23 protein-coding genes are annotated in these 19,365 nt (G+C 46.9%); 21 read left to right on the forward strand and 2 right to left on the reverse strand.

Annotated elements, in window-relative coordinates:
- The first annotated feature begins 3 nt into the window (after positions 1–3).
- The 9 genes from AC0IYG_RS05300 to AC0IYG_RS05340 all read left to right on the forward strand — a co-directional run bounded on the left by AC0IYG_RS05300 (position 4) and on the right by AC0IYG_RS05340 (position 5,455).
- Positions 4–297 carry an nSTAND1 domain-containing NTPase gene (locus AC0IYG_RS05300; protein WP_471710013.1) on the forward strand — a complete coding sequence of 98 codons (294 nt, stop codon included), beginning with the start codon at positions 4–6 and terminating at the stop codon, positions 295–297.
- Positions 218–865: an nSTAND1 domain-containing NTPase gene (locus AC0IYG_RS05305; RefSeq protein WP_471710014.1), complete on the forward strand. Its 648-nt coding sequence runs from the start codon at positions 218–220 to the stop codon at positions 863–865. The genes AC0IYG_RS05300 and AC0IYG_RS05305 overlap by 80 nt, the downstream gene beginning before the upstream one ends.
- On the forward strand, positions 825–1,076 hold the full coding sequence (locus AC0IYG_RS05310; protein WP_471710015.1) for an nSTAND1 domain-containing NTPase: 252 nt from the start codon (positions 825–827) through the stop codon (positions 1,074–1,076). Before AC0IYG_RS05305 ends, AC0IYG_RS05310 begins: the two co-directional genes overlap by 41 nt.
- Entirely contained in the window at positions 1,076–1,822 is a 747-nt protein-coding gene (locus AC0IYG_RS05315; protein ID WP_471710016.1) for a hypothetical protein, read from the forward strand. The genes AC0IYG_RS05310 and AC0IYG_RS05315 overlap by 1 nt, the downstream gene beginning before the upstream one ends.
- Positions 1,822–2,145 carry a hypothetical protein gene (locus AC0IYG_RS05320; RefSeq protein WP_471710018.1) on the forward strand — a complete coding sequence of 108 codons (324 nt, stop codon included), beginning with the start codon at positions 1,822–1,824 and terminating at the stop codon, positions 2,143–2,145. The genes AC0IYG_RS05315 and AC0IYG_RS05320 overlap by 1 nt, the downstream gene beginning before the upstream one ends.
- Before the next feature lie 20 nt (positions 2,146–2,165).
- Positions 2,166–3,197, forward strand: a complete 1,032-nt coding sequence (locus AC0IYG_RS05325) for a WD40 repeat domain-containing protein (RefSeq protein ID WP_471710019.1) — start codon at positions 2,166–2,168, stop codon at positions 3,195–3,197.
- A 4-nt stretch (positions 3,198–3,201) separates the two neighbouring features.
- Positions 3,202–4,257: a TonB-dependent receptor gene (locus tag AC0IYG_RS05330; RefSeq protein WP_471710020.1), complete on the forward strand. Its 1,056-nt coding sequence runs from the start codon at positions 3,202–3,204 to the stop codon at positions 4,255–4,257.
- Between the two features lie 695 nt (positions 4,258–4,952).
- Positions 4,953–5,210: a TonB-dependent receptor domain-containing protein gene (locus tag AC0IYG_RS05335; protein ID WP_471710335.1), complete on the forward strand. Its 258-nt coding sequence runs from the start codon at positions 4,953–4,955 to the stop codon at positions 5,208–5,210.
- 5 nt (positions 5,211–5,215) lie between these two features.
- A complete protein-coding gene (locus AC0IYG_RS05340; protein ID WP_471710021.1) occupies positions 5,216–5,455 on the forward strand; it encodes a hypothetical protein in 240 nt (79 codons plus the stop codon).
- A 234-nt stretch (positions 5,456–5,689) separates the two neighbouring features.
- Here AC0IYG_RS05340 and AC0IYG_RS05345 read toward each other — a convergent pair whose 3' ends face one another.
- Positions 5,690–5,824 carry a hypothetical protein gene (locus tag AC0IYG_RS05345; RefSeq protein WP_471710022.1) on the reverse strand — a complete coding sequence of 45 codons (135 nt, stop codon included), beginning with the start codon at positions 5,822–5,824 and terminating at the stop codon, positions 5,690–5,692.
- A gap of 61 nt (positions 5,825–5,885) precedes the next feature.
- On the opposite strand from AC0IYG_RS05345, the gene AC0IYG_RS05350 reads away from it, so the two are divergent.
- From AC0IYG_RS05350 to AC0IYG_RS05400, 11 genes are all read left to right on the forward strand, one after another.
- Positions 5,886–6,431, forward strand: coding sequence for a GNAT family N-acetyltransferase (locus tag AC0IYG_RS05350; RefSeq protein ID WP_471710024.1), 546 nt, complete (start codon positions 5,886–5,888; stop codon positions 6,429–6,431).
- Between the two features lie 3 nt (positions 6,432–6,434).
- Positions 6,435–6,737 carry a hypothetical protein gene (locus AC0IYG_RS05355; protein ID WP_471710025.1) on the forward strand — a complete coding sequence of 101 codons (303 nt, stop codon included), beginning with the start codon at positions 6,435–6,437 and terminating at the stop codon, positions 6,735–6,737.
- Positions 6,738–6,764: 27 nt separating this feature from the next.
- A complete protein-coding gene (locus AC0IYG_RS05360; RefSeq protein WP_471710027.1) occupies positions 6,765–7,019 on the forward strand; it encodes a hypothetical protein in 255 nt (84 codons plus the stop codon).
- Positions 7,020–7,039: 20 nt separating this feature from the next.
- Positions 7,040–7,261, forward strand: a complete 222-nt coding sequence (locus AC0IYG_RS05365; RefSeq protein WP_471710028.1) for a hypothetical protein — start codon at positions 7,040–7,042, stop codon at positions 7,259–7,261.
- 62 nt (positions 7,262–7,323) lie between these two features.
- Positions 7,324–7,605: a hypothetical protein gene (locus AC0IYG_RS05370; protein ID WP_471710029.1), complete on the forward strand. Its 282-nt coding sequence runs from the start codon at positions 7,324–7,326 to the stop codon at positions 7,603–7,605.
- A gap of 107 nt (positions 7,606–7,712) precedes the next feature.
- Entirely contained in the window at positions 7,713–9,293 is a 1,581-nt protein-coding gene (locus AC0IYG_RS05375) for a HEAT repeat domain-containing protein (RefSeq protein WP_471710031.1), read from the forward strand.
- On the forward strand, positions 9,265–10,986 hold the full coding sequence (locus tag AC0IYG_RS05380) for a ligand-binding sensor domain-containing protein (RefSeq protein ID WP_471710032.1): 1,722 nt from the start codon (positions 9,265–9,267) through the stop codon (positions 10,984–10,986). Before AC0IYG_RS05375 ends, AC0IYG_RS05380 begins: the two co-directional genes overlap by 29 nt.
- Entirely contained in the window at positions 10,874–12,979 is a 2,106-nt protein-coding gene (locus AC0IYG_RS05385) for an ATP-binding protein (RefSeq protein ID WP_471710336.1), read from the forward strand. The genes AC0IYG_RS05380 and AC0IYG_RS05385 overlap by 113 nt, the downstream gene beginning before the upstream one ends.
- Positions 12,980–13,015: 36 nt before the next feature.
- Positions 13,016–13,846 (forward strand): sensor histidine kinase, encoded by an 831-nt coding sequence (locus AC0IYG_RS05390; protein WP_471710033.1) that lies wholly within the window; start codon positions 13,016–13,018, stop codon positions 13,844–13,846.
- A 60-nt stretch (positions 13,847–13,906) separates the two neighbouring features.
- Complete coding sequence (locus AC0IYG_RS05395; RefSeq protein ID WP_471710034.1) at positions 13,907–15,088, forward strand: PP2C family protein-serine/threonine phosphatase; 1,182 nt, start codon at positions 13,907–13,909, stop codon at positions 15,086–15,088.
- A 105-nt stretch (positions 15,089–15,193) separates the two neighbouring features.
- Positions 15,194–15,928 (forward strand): DUF3800 domain-containing protein, encoded by a 735-nt coding sequence (locus AC0IYG_RS05400; RefSeq protein ID WP_471710036.1) that lies wholly within the window; start codon positions 15,194–15,196, stop codon positions 15,926–15,928.
- Between the two features lie 114 nt (positions 15,929–16,042).
- Here the strand turns inward: AC0IYG_RS05400 and AC0IYG_RS05405 are convergent, their stop codons facing one another.
- Positions 16,043–17,857 (reverse strand): glycosyltransferase family protein, encoded by a 1,815-nt coding sequence (locus tag AC0IYG_RS05405; protein ID WP_471710037.1) that lies wholly within the window; start codon positions 17,855–17,857, stop codon positions 16,043–16,045.
- A 201-nt stretch (positions 17,858–18,058) separates the two neighbouring features.
- Between AC0IYG_RS05405 and AC0IYG_RS05410 the strand changes: the two genes are divergently transcribed.
- Positions 18,059–19,264: a heparan-alpha-glucosaminide N-acetyltransferase domain-containing protein gene (locus AC0IYG_RS05410; protein WP_471710039.1), complete on the forward strand. Its 1,206-nt coding sequence runs from the start codon at positions 18,059–18,061 to the stop codon at positions 19,262–19,264.
- Positions 19,265–19,365 lie beyond the last annotated feature (101 nt).

The raw sequence follows: 19,365 nt of genomic DNA on the forward strand, positions 1-19,365 counted from the left end.
AATATGGTTGATAATTCTACTGTTACCAATCCATTTCCAGGCCTTAGAAGTTATGATTATGAAGATCATGCTTTGTTCTTCGGCAGGGACGCGCACATCCGAGAGTTGAAAAACAAGCTCCTGGATGGGCGCTTTCTTGCGTTGATCGGATCGTCCGGAAGTGGCAATTCTTCTTTGATTAAAGCTGGTTTGATCCCTTCAACTCGAAGAACGCGATGTGACGAAGCAAAGGGATACAGGCCTTTGGAAAGTGATGATTTTCTCGACCGGGTGGACATCCGGTTCGAAACTTTGTAAATGCAGTGAAAACGGCCATGCGGAGCGACGACCCGGACTGGGACATACCTGCGACACATTGGCCATTGAAAAACAGCTGAGCACCGATCCGAAGGCAGCATTAGCATTGCTCTCGGCCGCCACGGACCGGAAGATTTTGATCGTTATCGACCAATTTGAAGAGTTGTTCCGCTACGAGCTGGCGGATGATTTTTCTGGCAAGAACAGGACCAATGCATTCGTGCAATTGCTGCTTGCGCTGATCAATCAACGGGAATTACCCGTGCACGCGGTCATCACCATGCGCTCAGATTATCTCGATCATTGCACGGAATTCAACGGACTCACCGAAGTCATTAACCGCGGTTATTATCTGCTTCCAAAGATGAATGCGGAGGAAGTAAAGCAGGTGATCGTCGGCCCGGTGGAGTCAGCGGGTGCGAGCATTGAGCCAGCATTGGTAACCGGACTTTTGAAAGAACTTTCCGACAATCCGGATTTCCTGCCCATTCTCGCAACACGCATTAATGCGCACTTGGGATCGCTGGATGTCAACAAAACCGTTTTCTTCTCCCGTTTCGCGTGCTGATTATGAAGCAATTGGCACCATGCAGGAATCGATCACGATGCATGCCGAGGAAATTTACACGCAGCGGCTGGACGAAAAAAGACGGAATGCAGCTGCCAAACTTTTCAAATCACTCATTGTACTCGGCCCGAGCAGACGCATCTTCGCTACACCCGACGCCTTTACGCGAAATCATTCAGATAACGGGCATTCCGGATTATCTGCTGATTGATGTCATCCTTGTTTTTCGGGAAAACGGCGTCTCGATTTCGCACCCCAAAACCGGGTGTAAAAATCGATCACGATTCCATTATTGACGTTTCCGTTGAAAAAGTGCTCACATTCTGGGAGCGGTGCCGGAAGTGGATCGAAGAGGAACTGGAATCGGCCAAACTTTACAAACAACTCAGTTATTCCGCCTCGCTTTATCAGGAAGGCCGCACCGGACTTTGGGTAAATCCCGAATTGCAATTAGGACTTAAATGGCTGAAAGAAAGCGAGCCGACATTGGAATGGGCGCAGCGCTATGACCCGTTTTTTGAGCGTGCAACCAATTTTTTAGATTATAGTAAAAGCCAATATGAGCTCGAAGTCCGCCAGAAAGAAGACCGTCAGAAACGGGAGCTCCGTAAAGCGCGGATCTTCGCTTCTGTGCTTGGGATCAGTTCGTTAGTATCGCTTTTATTCCTGATTGTTGCACTCGTGTTGCGTACGCAAGCGCAGCAGAGTGAGAAAACGGCTTTGGAAAAAGAAAGCCTTGCATTGGAAGAAAGAAGACGCGCCGAAGACCAGACGCGTGCAGGCCATTTCGCAAAAGAAAATTGCCGAGCAGCAAGGCACATTTGCCGAATTGCAAAAGACATTGACCGAAGAACAAAAAGGCATTGCAGTCAGAGAGCAGGAAAAAGCGGTAAAGGAAAGCATTGCCGCAAAAATCGCGAAGCAAATTGCCGAAGAACAGAAAATCCAGGCGGATAATGCAAGGAAAGCTGGCCGTTGAATCGCAAAAACAAACAGAAATTCAAAAAGAATACGCAGTAAGCGCGCAAAAGGAATCGGACAGGCAGAAAGTTTACGCGCAATCGGCTCAAAAAGAGGCGGAAAGCTGGCGTAATGATGCATTGAAACAGCGCTCCAAAGCCGTGGCCCGCTTCATCGCCATTCAATCATTTCAAATGCCCGCAGGCGATGAACTGACTGCATTGCTCGCATTAAAAGCCTACGATTTCAATATAAAAAATGGCGGTGAGCGCGAGAATCCGGATATTTTCAATGCATTATCCAAAGCCGCCGGAGGCTAAGGCAACATTGATCGCCCATAATGACATTGTACGCGTGGTTGCCGAGCCGCAAGCTGCAAATTCTTTGTTTGCAACCGCAGGCGATGACGGCATTGTCGAGTTTGTGGAGTTACCAGACGCCCGCTGCCAAGCCACTCATATTCCGCAACCCGAGACAAACATTCCGGAGCATTCGTTCGGTGGCTTTTATGCCCGATGGAAAATCCATTTTCACCGGTTCATCCAATGGCCAGATCGTTCGCTGGGACAATCTGGTTTCCGGAACGGCACCGGCCAAGACCATTATCGGCCACGACGGGATCATTTTCTCGATGACGGTCAGAAACATTAATAACAAACCTAACTTAATTTCTATCAGTTCGGCCGGTCAGATCAGGCTTTGGGACGTCAGCGACAAGAAGCTCGATGTGCTGAAAAATGTGAATGTTGGGACAGAAATCGCGGCCGTGGAAATGCCCGGTGACGGGCGTTTCATGTTCCTGGCAACGGGAAATGGCAAACTGATCCGCCTCGACCTGACCAAACTCGACGCCAAGCCAACGGAATTTTCCCTGCCTAACCTGCGCGGCCGACTGATATCAATGGCATTTACTCCAGATCAAAAACATTTGTATTTCGGCACAAGCTCGGGCATGCTCTACAATTTGCGGATGAGCAACGACGAACCTGTTTCGAATTCTTTAACTGGCACGCAGGGAACGCATACATCCGGAATTACGAGCATTGCATTCGCACCCGACGGCAGCCGCATTGCAACGGCTTGCTATGACTGGAAAATCCGCATCTGGAATGCAAAAGAAGATCTTTCCAAGCAGCAGCCCGTCTTGTTGAGTGACTTTGATTATTGGGTAATGGACATTCAGTTTACGCGCGACGGCAACAAATTGCTCGCGGCCGGGGCAGACAAAACGGTCCGCATATGGGACATTAACTCAGCGGATCTGTTCGCCGAAGTTTCCAAAAAAGTGAAGAGAGAATTGACCGAGGAAGAGTGGGATCAATACATCGGAAAGGATATTCCTTACGAAAAACTGTCCCGCAATATCAGATAAGCATATGAAGCAAAAATTTACACTTCTCTTTATCATTATAACCCTAGCATTGTCATGCTCGCATGCGTTTGCGCAGGAAGATTGCGACGCAACAGTGATCATTCCCGAAGCTGACAGAAAATACCGGACGGGCAATTTTGATGAGGTTTTTCAAATATTGAATCCTTGTCTGAAAACCAAGTTTTCGCCTAATGCCCAAGTGCAGGCTTACAAGATCATTGCGCTCACTTATCTGGCGCTTGATTCATTGCCGCAGGCTGCAACGGCTGTAAGAAACCTGTTGATAGCAAACCAAAATTACGAGCCGGAGTTTTCTTCTCTGCCTCAGTTTAAAGACCTCGTTGCCCAGCAGCGCGACCTCATGGACCGCATTATCCAGATCACTTCCGTTTCCAAAAAGGCTGAAAACCTCCTGCAAGTGCCCGCAACCGTAACCGTTTTGACCCAAACCGACATTGTAAAACGCGGCTACAAAGACCTGACCCAAATGCTCAACGACATTCCGGGTTTCGACGTGATCCGTGGAAACGGGCCTTCCTATGTGACATTTTACCAGCGCGGTTACCGCTCCACATCGAACGACCGCACGATCCTGCTCGTAGATGGTGTAGAGGAAAACGACTTGAATTCGGACAACATTCCCATTTCGCGACAATACGCATTATCCGACATTGAGCGCGTGGAGGTGATTTATGGCCCTGCCTCTACAATGTATGGTGCCGATGCGTTTATGGGTGCTATTAACCTCATTACCAAGCGTTTCCTGGATCGTGAAATGCCGGAAGGGGAAGAAAATGGTCGTTTCCACAAATGGCCAGATTCGCTACGGATCATTAAATACAAAACTGGTCGATGGCGTGGTGACGATGCGGACGAAGGACGTGGCTGTTTCTGTGACGTCACGCTTTTTTGCTTCCGACGAGCTCAATTACAGCCGATATCCGGAATGGAATTACGACCCAAGAACGGCAAACAATTATCCGGCCCAACAAAATATCAATGGTGCCGCAGCGCAGACTTACATTACCAACAACAAACTGACGACGCTTTTTCCAAATAGCGATCTATACCAGATCGGTTACGATGCGAACGGCGCGGCGAATGCATTAAGCCTTACGAACGCAGGCAAAGCCAAAGCCGCCGAGCTTGATAACGCGAATCTGTTTCAGGCCAATGTGAATGGAAAGCAGGTCGGGTTCAATGATGATTCGAAAGAAACTTCTTTATCCGCGCCAAGATCGAGTTCGAAGGATTTTATGATCTCGCTCATGAGCTGGAAAACGGATGAAGGCGCAACGCCCTGGTATACAAACCGCTCCCGCATTGTCACGCCCGATGTCTCGCGCTGGGTGGCCAATAACAAGGCTTTTGCATTGACTTACAATAAGTTTATTTCGGAAAAGGTGCAGATCATGAACCTGACTTCCTACCGCCTGCACGAGCTGAACGGTGCAACCAACCTGCCTACTTACCGCGGTTATTTCAATGGCAGTTACGGCGTGATCGATCTACTAAACGCGCGCAAACCGACTTACTCGATTCCTTACTGGTATCGCGTTTCCAATCAGCTTCGAAACGAGTTCAGGGTTTTGCTTACGCCATTGCCGAAGTTGGACATTAACAGCGGCATCGAGATCCGGAACAGCATTATCCAGGCCAACTACATAACTTCCCAAGCTGAAAACGCAGACGAAACCGGACGCCCGGATTCCACATTGGCAGGCGGCGATAACTTCCGCGTTTTTTGACATTGGCATATTCACACAAGCCACTTACAACTGGACCGAAAGTCTGAAAATGGTCCTCGGGTTCCGGCTTGACCACAACCAGATCCGTTCCAATGGTGGTTATGGTTTTGTGTTCAACCCGCGTTTGAGCTTGATTTATTCCAAAGGCATGTTTGTCTTCAAAGGGATTTATACTGAGGCGTTTAAAGATGCTTCTTATCTTCAAAAATATGCCACAAACCGCGAGCGCCAGCTGAACAATCCGACTTTACAACCCAGCGTGTAAAGAATGTGGAAGGCAGCGTTTCGGTTCGGGTAAGCAAAGCAATGTCGTTTAATATTGCGGGTTATATCGCCAATTACAGCAATGCGGTTGGATTGGCTGCCGCAACGACTCCGGCGGGTTTGCCTACGCAACAATTTCAGGCATTGGGCAAGCAGCGGATTATGGGGTTGCAGTCTGAGGCCAGATATGACATTAAAAACCTGAACATCTGGCAACTTCACTTACAGACAATCCGCGCGATCTGAGCAAAGTGGAAGGCCAGAAGATCCGGTAAAAGCGACATTGCGCCGTGGTCTGCGAACCTGGGCGCTGTTTATGAGCCCGTCAAAAATCTCAGCATCAGCGTCACAAATAATTACATCAGCGCCAGAAAGTCCGGCGTCGGCACATCCGGCAGCAGCAATCCGATCACACGTTTTGATGCGATTTACCTGCTTAATTCCACATTGACTTATCACAATGTGCTGGATATGTTCAGTTTACAGGTTCAGGTTTCTAACATTCTGAACCATGAATATTTTGTCCCGGGCATCAGGGCGGCGGAAGGCGTGACCTCTCGGCATCGCGTTATCCGCAGGAAGGTCGCGTGTTCTCGGTGGGCTGCTTTTTGACACGAACAGGAAATAAGATTGACACAACAAAATGGAGTTATTGCATATAAAATCCCCTCGCTTAATGGAAACAAGGTTTGAAATCAGAAATTCTGAATTCCTGCTCATGAAAGTGGATTACCCCGAACGGCTGGACGAAATGGGGGCGCTCAGGGTGTTGGCCTGGAAGGATGAGCAGGGGGTAAGCCGGGATTTTTTTTCGCATAAGGCGTGGCTTGATGATGAAGATCTGCTGGCGCATCATTGGGTGATCCTGCATAATAAGGAAATTGTGGCGGCTGCACGGCTGAGCTTTCACAATGATTACAGTTCCATCCCGCACGCCGATCTTTTCGACGGTTCCATCCTGGAAGGCTTCGGAAATGGACCTTATGCGTCGCTCAACCGGCTCGTGGTGTCTCCGGGTTATCGCGGAAATGGCTTTTCAGATTGCCGGAATGAGCGGATCAGTTTCGCTGCCTCCCGCGGCGTCAAACTCATCATTGCACAGCCCGTTGCCTCGCGCATTAAGCCGCTCGAAGATCTTGGCTTCCGATATCTCGGAAAAATCAGGCCTTTATATCAGATGCCCGAGCGGAATATCTATTATTATCGAAGATTTACAACATAATCTGTGAAAAAAATCAAGGACATATCGCGGATGCTCAACATCAGAAAGGACGAGGAAAGCCTCGTGAGCCTGCTGATGGCCTATTCATTTTTTATGGGTGGCGCAACTGCATTGTTCGAGACGGTGGTCGCTTCTTCGTTTCTGGTGAGTTTCGACCGGCTTATGCTGCCGCAGGTTTATGTGGTCGGCGGCATTTTTGTGTATTTGCTCGGGCTTGGTTTGACGCGCATTCAAAAGCGGATTGCATTGACCGGCTGGGAGAAAATGCCGACTTTTTCTGGATCATTTCCATCGCTTTTTTTCTGACATCGTTTATCATTTGACGGGAAGCAAATGGGTGTTTTTCTGCCGTTTATTCTGGTAAACCGGATTTTTGTTTTGGTCAATGGCGTAACATTCTGGGCGGTTGTTGTAAAACTTTTTAATTTCCAGCAATCCAAAGATTGTCCTCGCTCATCAACAGCGGTGAAGTTTTTTCTGCTTGTGATCATGTATCTGGCGGTGCCGGCTTTTGTGAAATTTTTGCCGATCGATTCACTTCCTGGATCATTGCGGTTGGTTTTTTGGTCGTTTGTGCTGTTTTGCTGAAACAAATCCATAAGCGCCACGTGACCGCAGACCACACACGCATTGTGGTCAAGGTGAAGGCGGCCGATGATGCAGTTCAGGATGGAGTGGATTCGAAATATTATAGAAACATATTCCTGCTGGCGCTGTTGCCCGTTTTTGCGCTGTTTTATGTCGAGTACATTTTCTTCACCGAGTCGCGCAATGTCTTTCCTGACAAAGAATCGCTGGCCAGCTTTCTCGGCTTCTTTTTCTCGGCATAAGCGCCATCTTAGAATTTTTTATCAAAAGCTTCCTTTATAACAAGCTGATCAGCAAATACGGGTTGAGATTGATCCTGATCCTGCCGCTGAGCCTTGTTTTCAGTTTTGCGGTTTCCGTGATTTATGGTCTGGGTTATGACACGGCTGCGATCTTTTTTGCCTGCATTGCATTGTCCCGGTTTTTCATGAGTGCGATCAGAAAGGCTATTGCGGAGCCTGCTTACCAGGTTTTATATCAACCCATTCTGGCCAGATTGCGGCTCAACATTCAGGGGCGGATCGAAGGGGGCGGGCGAAGGCGATGGGCGGCCTCGTCGCGGGAGTGCTGCTTTTTGTGCTGGTGAAAAAATGTTTCGCGCTGGGATGCATTAGAGCTCTGCGATCCTGTTTCTGGTCGTTGCGATCTGCTGGACTTTGCTGGCATTTTATCGGAGAAAATTCTTACAAAAAAATGGTGCGGGACAAAGTCTTTCAGTTTCCCGAACGGGCTGGAAAAAAACCGACCTATGTTCCGGGTGAGATTGCTTTTGACAAGCCATTTGAAATGCTGATCAACCAGATTTTTTCACCAAAAGTGGAAGATCGCATTGAGGCGGCGCTGGGGTTGGGCGGTTCCAACCGTTTTCTGACTTACAAATATCTGATCCCGCTTTTGCAGGATCCGCATAAAAAAGTGCGGGAAGCGGCCATTTACACCGCCGGGGAATTGAAACGGCCTGAGCTGTGGCCGTTTTTGATGGAACAAATGGAAACCGACCGTTATTATTCCGTCTCGTTTGATGCATTGGTAAAATCGGGCCCTGCGCTTTTGAAATACATTGAAAAGACATTTTTGAGCAACAATGACAACCGTTACAGGCAGCTGCATTTAATAAAAATTGTAGAGCAGATCGGCGGTCCAGAAGCGATCCGGTTTTTGCGCAGAAACATTGAAAATCCCAACCGGTTTGTAAAAGACAAAGTCCTTGACGTGTTGCGAAATCTGCGTTACACGTGCAACACCACGGAGCAGACTGCCATGCTGAATGAGCTGGATGAGCATTTACGGATTTTTGCGTGGCTGCTCTCCGCACAGCACGATCTCATGGACGCTTATGAGCCCGAAACGCAGCTGATGATGAACATTGAAAGGGAAAAGCTGCGCATTATGCGGAAAGCATTCATTGTGCTTGAAGCCGTTTATGGTTCGCGGTTTCACGCCGTGACATTGCTGAAAAGTGACCAATCGACGGACGCAAGAGATTATCTCACAGAGATTTGCGATCTGCTTTTGCCAGAAAACATTAAAAACAAAGTGTTACCTTATCTCGATAGCGATTCGCTGGATGAAATGCGCCGACGTTATGCAGAGATTTATCCGCTGGCCACGCTGACAATCGAAGAGCGCCTGATAGACATCATTAATAAGGACTACACGCGGATTTCAAGGTGGACGAAGGCTGTTGCAATTCAGGAACTGCGTCATTTCAATGCAGAAATGGTCACGCCGGTTTTGGTTGCCAATGCGGTTTCAAGGTCAAAGGTGATTTCAGAAACAGCATTTTATATTTTAAGAATCGCTAACCCGGCCCGTTTCCGTTCGCTGCTGGAAGTGATGACCAGAAGCAATGATGCCTTTCACCTGGAAATTATGAAGCCGCTTGAATGGCTGTCGACAGAGGAAGATCTGCTGATTTCCAAACTCCGCCGCTTGCGCGAAACATATGCATTGGGTGGCTTGCTAAATGGCGAACTGCAAAAAATTCTGCTCACTTCGAAACACTTCCAGGAAGAAGGCGGCGAGGTCATTGATCTGCGGCGGCATCTGGGCGACGGCGATGTTTCCATTATGGTTACCTACGGAAAATTGTTTTTCTCGAAGATCGGCGCATTGGAAGGAGGGCAGATCCGGAATGTGACGGAGCTGAACGAACTGGGCGTTGCCATGATCCCTAATGTGCTGGAAGACACGGAGTTTTATATCATTGAAAATTTTCTATTAAAAGATCTTAATATCAGGCAAAATGAGGAGGAAAGTGTTGAGATCCATTAAGTTACTGCTCTTGTTGTGTCTGCTGGCTGCCTCGAAACAACTTTCGGCACAGTCGCTGAATGCTGCAAAGCCGGAGGTCGGAAGGCCTTTGTCGGACTTTTACAGATCTTCGGAATATCACGCGCATGGACAGAATTTTGCGATTACGCAGGACAAGTCGGGCGTAATGTATTTTGCCAATTTTGCGGGCGTGCTGGAATATGACGGTGTTTCCTGGAAAACCATTCAGACAACGAATGTTACGCGTGTTTCAGCGCTCGCAAATGATGCAAAAGGCCGCGTGCTCGTCGGCGCGAACGGAGAATTTGGTTATCTCGGCAATGATGCGTTTGGTGTTCATCAGTTTGTGAACCTTTCGGCTAAGCTGAAAGATAAATTTGCCCAGGTGACTCAGATTGTGCCAACAAAAACGGGCGCGTGGTTTGTGACGGACCATATCAATTTTTTCTGGAACGGGACGAAAGTAATCGCATTCAAACACAACCTTAAAATACAGTCCGCATTTCCGCTTAATGGTGCGATGCTTGTTTATTCCAAAAACAGAGGCATTACATTGATCCGTGATGAGAACATTCTGGAAATTGCGCAGAATGACAATGTGCCTGCCTTGCTCGATCTTACTTCTGTGGTGCCGTTAAGCGATGGCTCAGCACTTATTGTGACGACAAGCCAGGGGATATTCCAGTTGAAAAACAACCGCATTCAGACCCTGGACGGCAATGCGAATCCCGTCTTAATCCGTAATCAAGCCACTTTTGCGACAAAATTACAGGATGGAAACATTGCAATTAGCATGGCGACTGGCGGCATGCTGGTGATCAATGCAGATGGCAATGTGCAGTTTCCGGTTTATGCCGGCGCAGATTTGGAGGAAAGTCAGGTTGCATCCATGTTTACAGACCGCGAGCACAATCTCTGGCTGGCGCTCAATGATGGGATCGCACGTTTTGATATGCCGTCGCCAATTTCAGTTTTTGGCACGGAAGATGGCCTGAAAGGCTCAGTAACAGCCATCAGGCGTTTTCAGGGCCGCATTGTGATCGGCACATTGTATGGCTTGTATTTTATCGAAAACAATAAAATAGTCCATGTTGAAGGTTTTTCCGGGAGTTGCCTGGGATTTGATGAGGCAGGAGATGCGCTTTACATTGCTTCAAACAAAGGCCTTTTCCAATGGTCCAAGGGCGCTGGAATGGTGAAAATCACTTCTAATTTTTCGCTGAGCGTTACGGCTGCAAAGTCTGGCAATGCATTATATGTGGGCATGCAGGACGGGTTAGCGCGGTTTGTGCGTGCCGGAAATAGCTGGCGTTCAGAGCGGGTTGCAAGTGTTACCGAGCAAATTGTTGGCGTTACAGAGTTTCCTGCGCAGACTTTTTGGCTCGAAACCCTTTCCAATGGCATTATCAAACTGGATGCGAAATCGGGATCTGTCAAACGCTTTTCAGCAGCGCAGGGCATTGCGAGTCCGCTTTATAACAAGGTTGCATTGTACGAAAACAAACTGATCGTTTCCAATAAAGACGGTTTGTTCACTTATGAGCCGCAAGCCGATCGCTTTGCGCGCGCGACTTGGCTGCATGTTGAAAAAACCTGGTTTGACCGCGTTCAGGGAGATCAAAAGGGAAACATCTGGACAACGCGCGGCGACAAAAAAATCAGCTTCATTTTTCAAAAAGAAGCCTTCCGGTGAATTTGAACTCGTAGAAACGCCATTGCTTCCGATTGCCGAAGTTCCTTTTCAGGTGATTTTTCCTGATCAAGACGGGAGTGCCTGGCTCGGCGGGGATCAGGGCCTTCACCGGCTTGATCTGCAAGTGCCGGATCAATACGTTTATGAATATCCGGTGTTGCTCAGAAGTGTCGCTACGCAAGACAGTTTGCTGACATTTACCCAAAATGGCGAGCTTAGCAAACCGCTTGGTCACCGTCAGAACAGTCTCATTTTCGAATTCGCTTTGCCAAGTTACCATAGCAATCAGCAAGTTCAATATCAATATTTTCTGGAAAATTACGACCGCGAATGGTCCGACTGGAGTCCGCTTAGCCGGAAAGAATACAGCGGGTTGCCTTCGGGGACATACACATTCAAAGTGCATGCGAAGGACGTTTATAACCACGTTTCCAAAGACACAACAGTGACATTTAAAATCCGTGTGCCCTGGTTTCGGCAATGGTATATGATCGCATTGTACGTGCTCTTGCTGTCGGTGATCGTTTATTTTTTGGTCCGGTGGCGATTAAGGAGCATTCTGCGCGAAAAACAGGAGCTGGAAACACGCATTCTCGAACGAACGGAGGAAGTTGTGAATCAGAAAGAGGAACTGGAATTTCAGTCCGAAGAGCTTTCTGCAACGAACGATCAGTTGGAGCGGATCGATGAATTTGTGAAATCCATCAATGGCGAGGTCAATACGGGAAGGCTATTTCAGCTGGTTTTGAATAAGTTATGCGAATTCCAGAATGTGAACGGCGCGTCTGCATTGATTTACAACAAAGCGACTGACAATTACCAGATTATCGCACTGGCAGGCTCCGTCGCCAACGCAAATGTTGAAGATATCCGACTTACTTCACGAGAAGCTGGACAGCGTTATGTGGAAAATGGGGAGGAGATTTTTGAAGATATATTTTTGAAAAACAACTTCAAAAGCCAGAACAGCAACAAATCCATCGACGAGCTTTTTTCGCCAAAATCGCTGATAACGATCCTTATCCGCGTTGACGGTGATGTGAAAAGTTACATTACGCTTGAAAACACGGACCGTGAGAATGCATTTGGTGAGCGGGATTTCAACATGGTTAAAAACCTGAAAGAGCATTTGATCGGTGCTTACATTAAAACCAACATTCTTGAAAATCTGGAAAACACATTGTCTAACCTGAAATCAACGCAGGAGGAATTGATCCGGCAAGAGCGGTTAGCTTCGGTAGGCAGCCTTACCAAAGGAATTGTGGACCGGATCCTGAACCCGCTGAACTACATTAACAACTTTTCACAATCGTCCGGAAAGCTTTTAAAAGAGATCACGGAAGTGACGGACAAACATCAGGACGGCTTGTCAGAGGACGAAAAAGACGATCTCGACAGCGGTTTCAGCATGCTTCAAAAAAATCTTGAAAAAATTTACGAACACGGAAACAGCACAACCCGGATCGTGAAGGATATGCAGAAGCTGCTGAAAGGGAAATCGGCGGATTTCATGGTTACAGAACTGAATCCATTTGTGGAAGCCAAGTCCAAAACAGCCATTCAGGAAGTGTTAAATGAGTATAAAGATGCGTCTGTAAAGCTGGAAATGGCGCTTTATCCCACGCCGGTAAAAGTGAGCTTGCTGCCGTATGAATTTGCACAAGTAATCACGAATGTCATCAGTAATGCGTGTTATGCGCTGCTGGAAAAGGCCAAGATCGATAAGACTTTTGAACCACTGATTCTAATTTCTTCAAAACCCATTGCGGGCGGGATCTGCATGATCATCCGCGATAACGGCAAAGGAATTCCTGTCAAGGAGCAGGAGCAGCTTTTCAATCCGTTTTTTACAACAAAACCGACGTCGAAAGGGACCGGTTTGGGCTTGTATATGAGTAAGGATATTATTGAATATCACAAAGGACGCATGTCGGTAAATTCATTGGAAGGAGTGTTTACCGAAATAGAAATTTTCCTGCCGGTTGTCGCTTAACATGCTAAATGCAGCAAATTTTAAATAACCATGACTATGGGAGCCGGAATAACGGAACAAGACATTGCACTATACCAACAAAAAATCATTGAGCTCAACAGGCTTGCGGAGATAGGACAACTGAGCGCGGGAATTTTACATGAGATCAAGAATCCGGTGAGTTTCGTGAACAATTTTTCCAAGCTTTCGCAGGGTTTGGTGGGTGAGCTGCTTGACATTTGCGGTAAGCCGCTTGCGGATATGAATGATGGCGACATTGCCGATGAAAAGGATCTGCTCGAAACGCTGTCGCAGAATCTGGTCAAGATCAACGAAAACGGCAAGCGCATTGAGCGCATTATCCAGGGAATGCTCGCGCAAACCCGTTCGGATGCAGCTGTGCTTGAACCCACTGACCTGAACCAGCTGCTGGAAGAATACAGTAAGCTTGCGTATCAGGGCGTGCGGGCGGATGACAGCACATTCAATGTAATGCTAAAATATAACCTGGATCACGAGGTTGGAAATGTAAGACTTGCGAAAGGGGAATTTGGCCGGGTGATCGTAAACCTGGTGAATAATGCTTGCTATGCCGTGAATGAAAAGGTAAAACGGCAGCTGGAAGGTTACGAGCCGGTCATTGAAATCACCACAACAAAGCTTGCCGATCAAGTGGAGATCAGAATCTGTGATAATGGAATCGGGATTCCGGAGGACATTGTTGCCAAGCTTTTTCAACCGTTCTTTACGACCAAACCGCAGGGTAAGGGCACGGGTCTGGGTTTGTCGCTTACTTACACGAGCATTACGGACACGCACAAAGGCAGCATTGAGGTGACGTCGGTCGTCGATGAAAAAACGGAATTCCGGATCGTTATTCCGGCTTGAAATGCAAATTTTTAAAGGGTAAATTTTTTATGATATCAATATTTAAAAACATATAAAATAATGGCAATCAGGATATTAAGTGTAGACGATGAGCAGGATATGGAGATGTTGATTCTTCAACTGTTCCGAAAGCAGATCAGGGATAAAAAGTACGAATTTGTATTTGCAAACAACGGGATCGAGGCATTGGAACGGCTGGAAGAATCCGACGACATCGCACTCATTCTGTCGGACATTAACATGCCCGGCATGGACGGTCTGACTTTCCTTTCCAAAGTAAATGAGAAACAAAATCCGTTGCTGAAATCCATTATGGTGTCCGCTTACGGTGATATGGACAACATCAGGACGGCCATGAACCGTGGCGCATTTGACTTTGTAACCAAGCCAGTCAACTTTGAGGATCTGGAAATCACGATCTCTAAAACGGTCGAGCACATTGAAATGCTGGCCAGTTTGGAGCGTGGCCGGGAGCAATTGATTGCCATTCAGAATGATTTGAGCGTGGCGAAAGAAATCCAGATGTCGATGCTGCCCAAAACGGTTCCTGCCAACATTGGTAAAGCCGGGGTTGACTTGCACGCATTCATTCATCCTGCCAAGGTTGTGGGCGGCGACTTGTATGATTATTTCATGATGGATTCCGAGCATTTATTCTTTATGATCGGTGATGTTTCGGATAAAGGTGTTCCTGCTGCGTTATTCATGGCTATTAGCAAAGCCATTTTCAAAAGCCAGTTCTCTAACCGCAATGGAGATTCGATCACTGAAAAAGTGAAGATCGTGAATGAATTTTTGAGTGAAGATAATTCCTCTTATATGTTCGTTACGGCCTTTGTTTGTATTTTAAATGTAAAAACGGGTGTTGTAGAATATGTGGACGCCGGTCATGAGCCGCCCGTCATCATTCGCGCCAACGGCGAAACCGAACTCGTAAAAAAGGAGGGAGGCATGGCCTTATGTTTCGATCCGACATTTGAATTCGAATCCCGCACGCTGACCTTGAACCCGGGCGATAAATTTGTACTATACACGGACGGCGTAACGGATGCCAACAATTTGGCCGGCGCACGCTATGGCCTGCATTATCTCCAAGATTTCTTCACCACTGGCGAAGGCTCCACCCAGGAAACCGCCAAAGAAATGAACGAAGCAACATTAGAAAGCCTCATCGACTTCATAGGAGCCGCAACGCAATTTGACGACATTACCATGTTGTCATTGAGATATTTGCCTGGGTAAGAGTGGAATAATAAGAGATGGCGTTACCAAAATGTAGTTGTCACGTCTAAATGTAGAACCACATTAAACAGAAGGGTTTCGTGTCGGAACCCTTTTTTTGTTCTTATGAATTTTACATTTTATTTAGACGAGTGCGGTGACCAGGGGCTGGCAAAGGTTGATCCGGGATTTCCCGTGTTTGTGCTTTGCGGCGTTTTGTTCGATAATGTTGACTACAATGCATTTTGCGAGTTGGTTGATGCCCTTAAATGCGAATTCTTCGGGCGTTCAAACGTGATTTTGCACTCACGGGATATAAGGAAGTGCGAGAAGGAATTTTGTGTTTTGCTTAATGGTGATGTGAAGTCAGCGTTCTATAAACAAATCAATGATATCATATCTGAAAGCCAATACAACATAATCACGGCGGCTATTGATAAGAATGCGTATTGTTTAAAGTACACATCGGCTGGGCCGGATCCTTACGATATCGCACTGTCCTTTGTTGTCGAAAGGATGGTATTTTTGCTGGAAGGGCTGAAACTGAAATCCAGGGAAGTGTTAATAGTGATTGAGAAGCGAGGTAAAAAAGAGGATAGAATGTTAGCCCAGCATTTCGAGACGATCAGAAATAAAGGAACCTACTATGTGTCTAAGGCTAGAATGGCGGGTTGCAATATAAACATTGAATTTAGAGATAAGAAAGAGAATATCGCGGGGCTTCAATTGGCTGACCTAATCGCATATCCGGTTGCCAGGCGTGTCATGGATCGCTGTGCAGAAAATGCTTCGTTCGAGATTTTTCAGACTAAGATTTATCAGAAAAACGGGAAGCTTTACGGATTAAAGATATTCCCGTAAAAAACAAAAGAGCTTAACAGAAAACTGTTAAACTCTTTTGCCGACCGGGGAAACCCCAATCCCAAGACAAAGATATACTTTTTGTTTGCAGTGCCAAATTTTACGCTCAATATTCTAATACAACCCAGCCACCGGCTGATGCCTCATCAGCGCCAGCTTGTAATTTTCTTCGTAACGCTTTTGAAGTTCTGACCAGCATAGCGTGTCCAACACGGATTTGGGTAGGGTGGCGCGGGGGATGTAGGTGTGGTTTTCGAAATCTTCTACGAATTGGGTTAGGATCTCGGTGAGCTGTATAATTGCTTCTTCGCTTGATTTTTCGCGGCGTTTTATGATTTTGACTTCGTTGTTTCCTTCCAATCCAGCAGCTTCACTTGCGAATTGGCCGAATCCTGAGGCGTCGCTGGTGACGACGGGCGTCCCGTGCAGAACTGTTTCCATAGGCGCATATCCCCAGGGCTCGTATAAGGAAGGGAAAATGCCGAGATGGCACCCGCGCACAAATTCCAGATAATCCATGGAGAATAATGAAGTCGCGCGTTCGATGAAATCCGGATGATAGATGATTTTTACACGGTCCTCTTCTTTGTTGTTCAATCCCGCGTGCTGACAAAATTCCAGCATTTCATCGTGCCCGGTCAGTTGATGGGTTGTGGTAGGCGGAAGGCTTTTTCTTTTGAAATTGGCGAGCGCCTGGCGCCACGTCATTTGCAGGTCATCGTCTACAAGCTGGTTGAGGTCCGGAAGTCTGTGGCCTGTGGTACCGGTAACATTTTCATAGATCTTTGGCCCTAACCTCGCGCTGATCATTTTACAGATCTTTTGCAATTCCTGAAACCGCTGTTTCGATTCCAGCAAATCTGCCTTGACATTATAAAAAGGCTGTTTTGAAATGATAAACAAAACCACATTAATGTCTGATTTTTTTCGGACCAGTTCTGCGTTAAGCCTTGCAACTGCCTCCAATGTTACATCAAAACCCTTATTACGAAATTCATATCGCCCGGACGTGAAGAAATAAAGCGTTTTTTCCCGCTTCAACTGATAACTCGGTGAGAAAAGCGCTGTGGTGAATGCGTCAATTTTCTCACGGTTCTGCAAATGCTTTTCAAAGACTTCGTGACCGACACCTGGCTTTCTGTGGATGCCGCTATGCAATATACTGTCCGGACTGCGCCCCAAGAAAACCTCACATTCCCGGGCAGTAAATTTGCTGTTTGTTACAAGCACATTCGCATGTTCCGCTGCCTTGCGCTCGATCCTTACCTGTGCTTCAATTCCGTATTCCTGCGCTTTTTGCTGCCAGTTGAAAGTTGGGATCCTTTGAAAATAGTTATGCTCATTTGGAGCGAGATAGCGCCCCAGCAATGTTGCGTGGGTTGTGAAAACAGTCGCGATACGAACTTTCTGACAAACCAGTTCGGGAAGTCCGGATGCGGCCATCCACTCATGATAATGCGCAACAATGTCCTGATCGACATTGATTTCCTCTGTCAGTCGGGAGAGGAGCATTCGGGTTACTTCACCAAAGCCAATCACCTGATCCAGAAGCGGTTCACTTACAATCGTTGACACCTGATGATGGTTCCATAAGATCGTCTTCGCGTTGTTTAGTATGGCGGCCGGAATGTTGGGATTGATGAGGATAACCTTTGGTCGGGCTTCTTCCAGGAGCCAGTATCCGTAATGTATTTCGATGTCGAGGCTTCGTATATACGCAATGGCTTTTTCAAGCGGCGAGTCGTCCATTTCGCGGATGGGCCGGAAATCCAGTTTTGCTTTTTCCGGGATATAGGGCCCGATAAGCACATAATTTTCGCCGTAAGTGTCGGTCATCGTCGGCACTTTGGACTTGATATACGTGAATATTCCACCAATCTGGTTGCAGACTTCCCAGGCAATCTCGAACAGAAGCGGTTCTGGTTTCAAAATGAAAGAGGGTATGTAGGATATTTCAATTAAAATTAATTATTAAACCAAGTTGTATGGGTTGTGATTTAGCTAAACCGTAAAATCCGAAGCTAAAACCGCCAAAACCGCTGTTGAGTTAGTTCTACACGCAAAAATGCATTCTGCCAACTGCCGTATTTGCTTTATCTTAGGTTTTCAAAAATTACTTCCTAAACCTCAATGCAAAATTTAAAACCCGCCTCGCTGCGCCTCGACTCGATTGATATTTTTCGGGCCGTCACCATGTTACTGATGATTTTTGTTAACGATTTCTGGACGCTCAAAGAAGTTCCCGAATGGATGGAGCATAGCAAAGGTGCAGATGATGCAATGGGCCTTTCAGACGTTGTGTTCCCTGTTTTTCTGTTCATTGTCGGCTTATCCATTCCATTTGCAATTGCCAACAGGCGTTCGAAAGGCGATAGCAACGGGATCATTCTCTTTCACATTGCGGAGCGGACTTTTGCACTGCTGCTAATGGGCATTTTCATCGTGAACCTCGAAAACGCGACGAGCGAACTGATGGTGGTAAATAAATACATTTGGGAGATCGGAATGGTGATCGCGTTCTTTTTGATCTGGAATGTTTATCCAACCAATCCGGAGAGAAAACCACTTTTTCTGGGTTTGAAAATGTTGGGTTATCTGCTGCTGATCGGTCTCGCTTACATTTATCGCGGCGGTGACGAGGCGAATCCGTCGGGAATGGAAACGCATTGGTATGGCATTCTTGGCTTGATCGGCTGGGCTTATTTGCTGTGCGCACTCGTTTATTTCTTGGCCAAAGACAGCCTTGCATTGAATGTTGCGGGTTGGCTGTTTTTTGTTTTGTTTAATGTCGCTGACTTCGCGGGCATTCTATCTTTTTTAGAGCCTGTAAAAGAACATATTTGGATAGTAGGGCGCGGGTCTATGCCTGCTTTTACCATGGCGGGCGTTGTGGCATCGGTCATTTACAGGCTTTACAGCAAGAAAAACGGGATCACTTCAACCTATTTGCTGATTCTCGCAGTGCTGGGCATTGTTTGTCTGGTTTACGGTTTTGGAATCAGACCACTTTGGGGAATATCGAAGATCAGGGCAACGCCGGCATGGGTTGGAATTTGCAGCGGGATTGCTTTCATCGTTTTTGCGTTCCTTTTCTGGCTGGTTGACTTGAAAAAGATAAAAGGCTGGGCAGCAATCATTAAGCCCGCCGGCACAGCAACATTGACTTGCTATCTTGTCCCTTATTTTTGGTATGCCGTGCTGACGCTTATTAATTTCAGTCTGCCCGAATTTTTAAGAACAGGCGTCATCGGATTAGTGAAGTCATTTTGCTTTGCGTTACTCGTCATTATCGTTACCGGCCTGCTCAACCGGGTTGGAATAAGACTCAAGATTTGAGGTTTTGGTGCTAAAACGACCTCAAAAGTCATATTTTTGCATTTATAGGAACGATAAAACCGCGGTTGCGGTCTTTAAACTGATTACAAATTTAACGCGAT

The sequence above is a fragment of the Dyadobacter sp. AC419 genome (assembly GCF_979253085.1).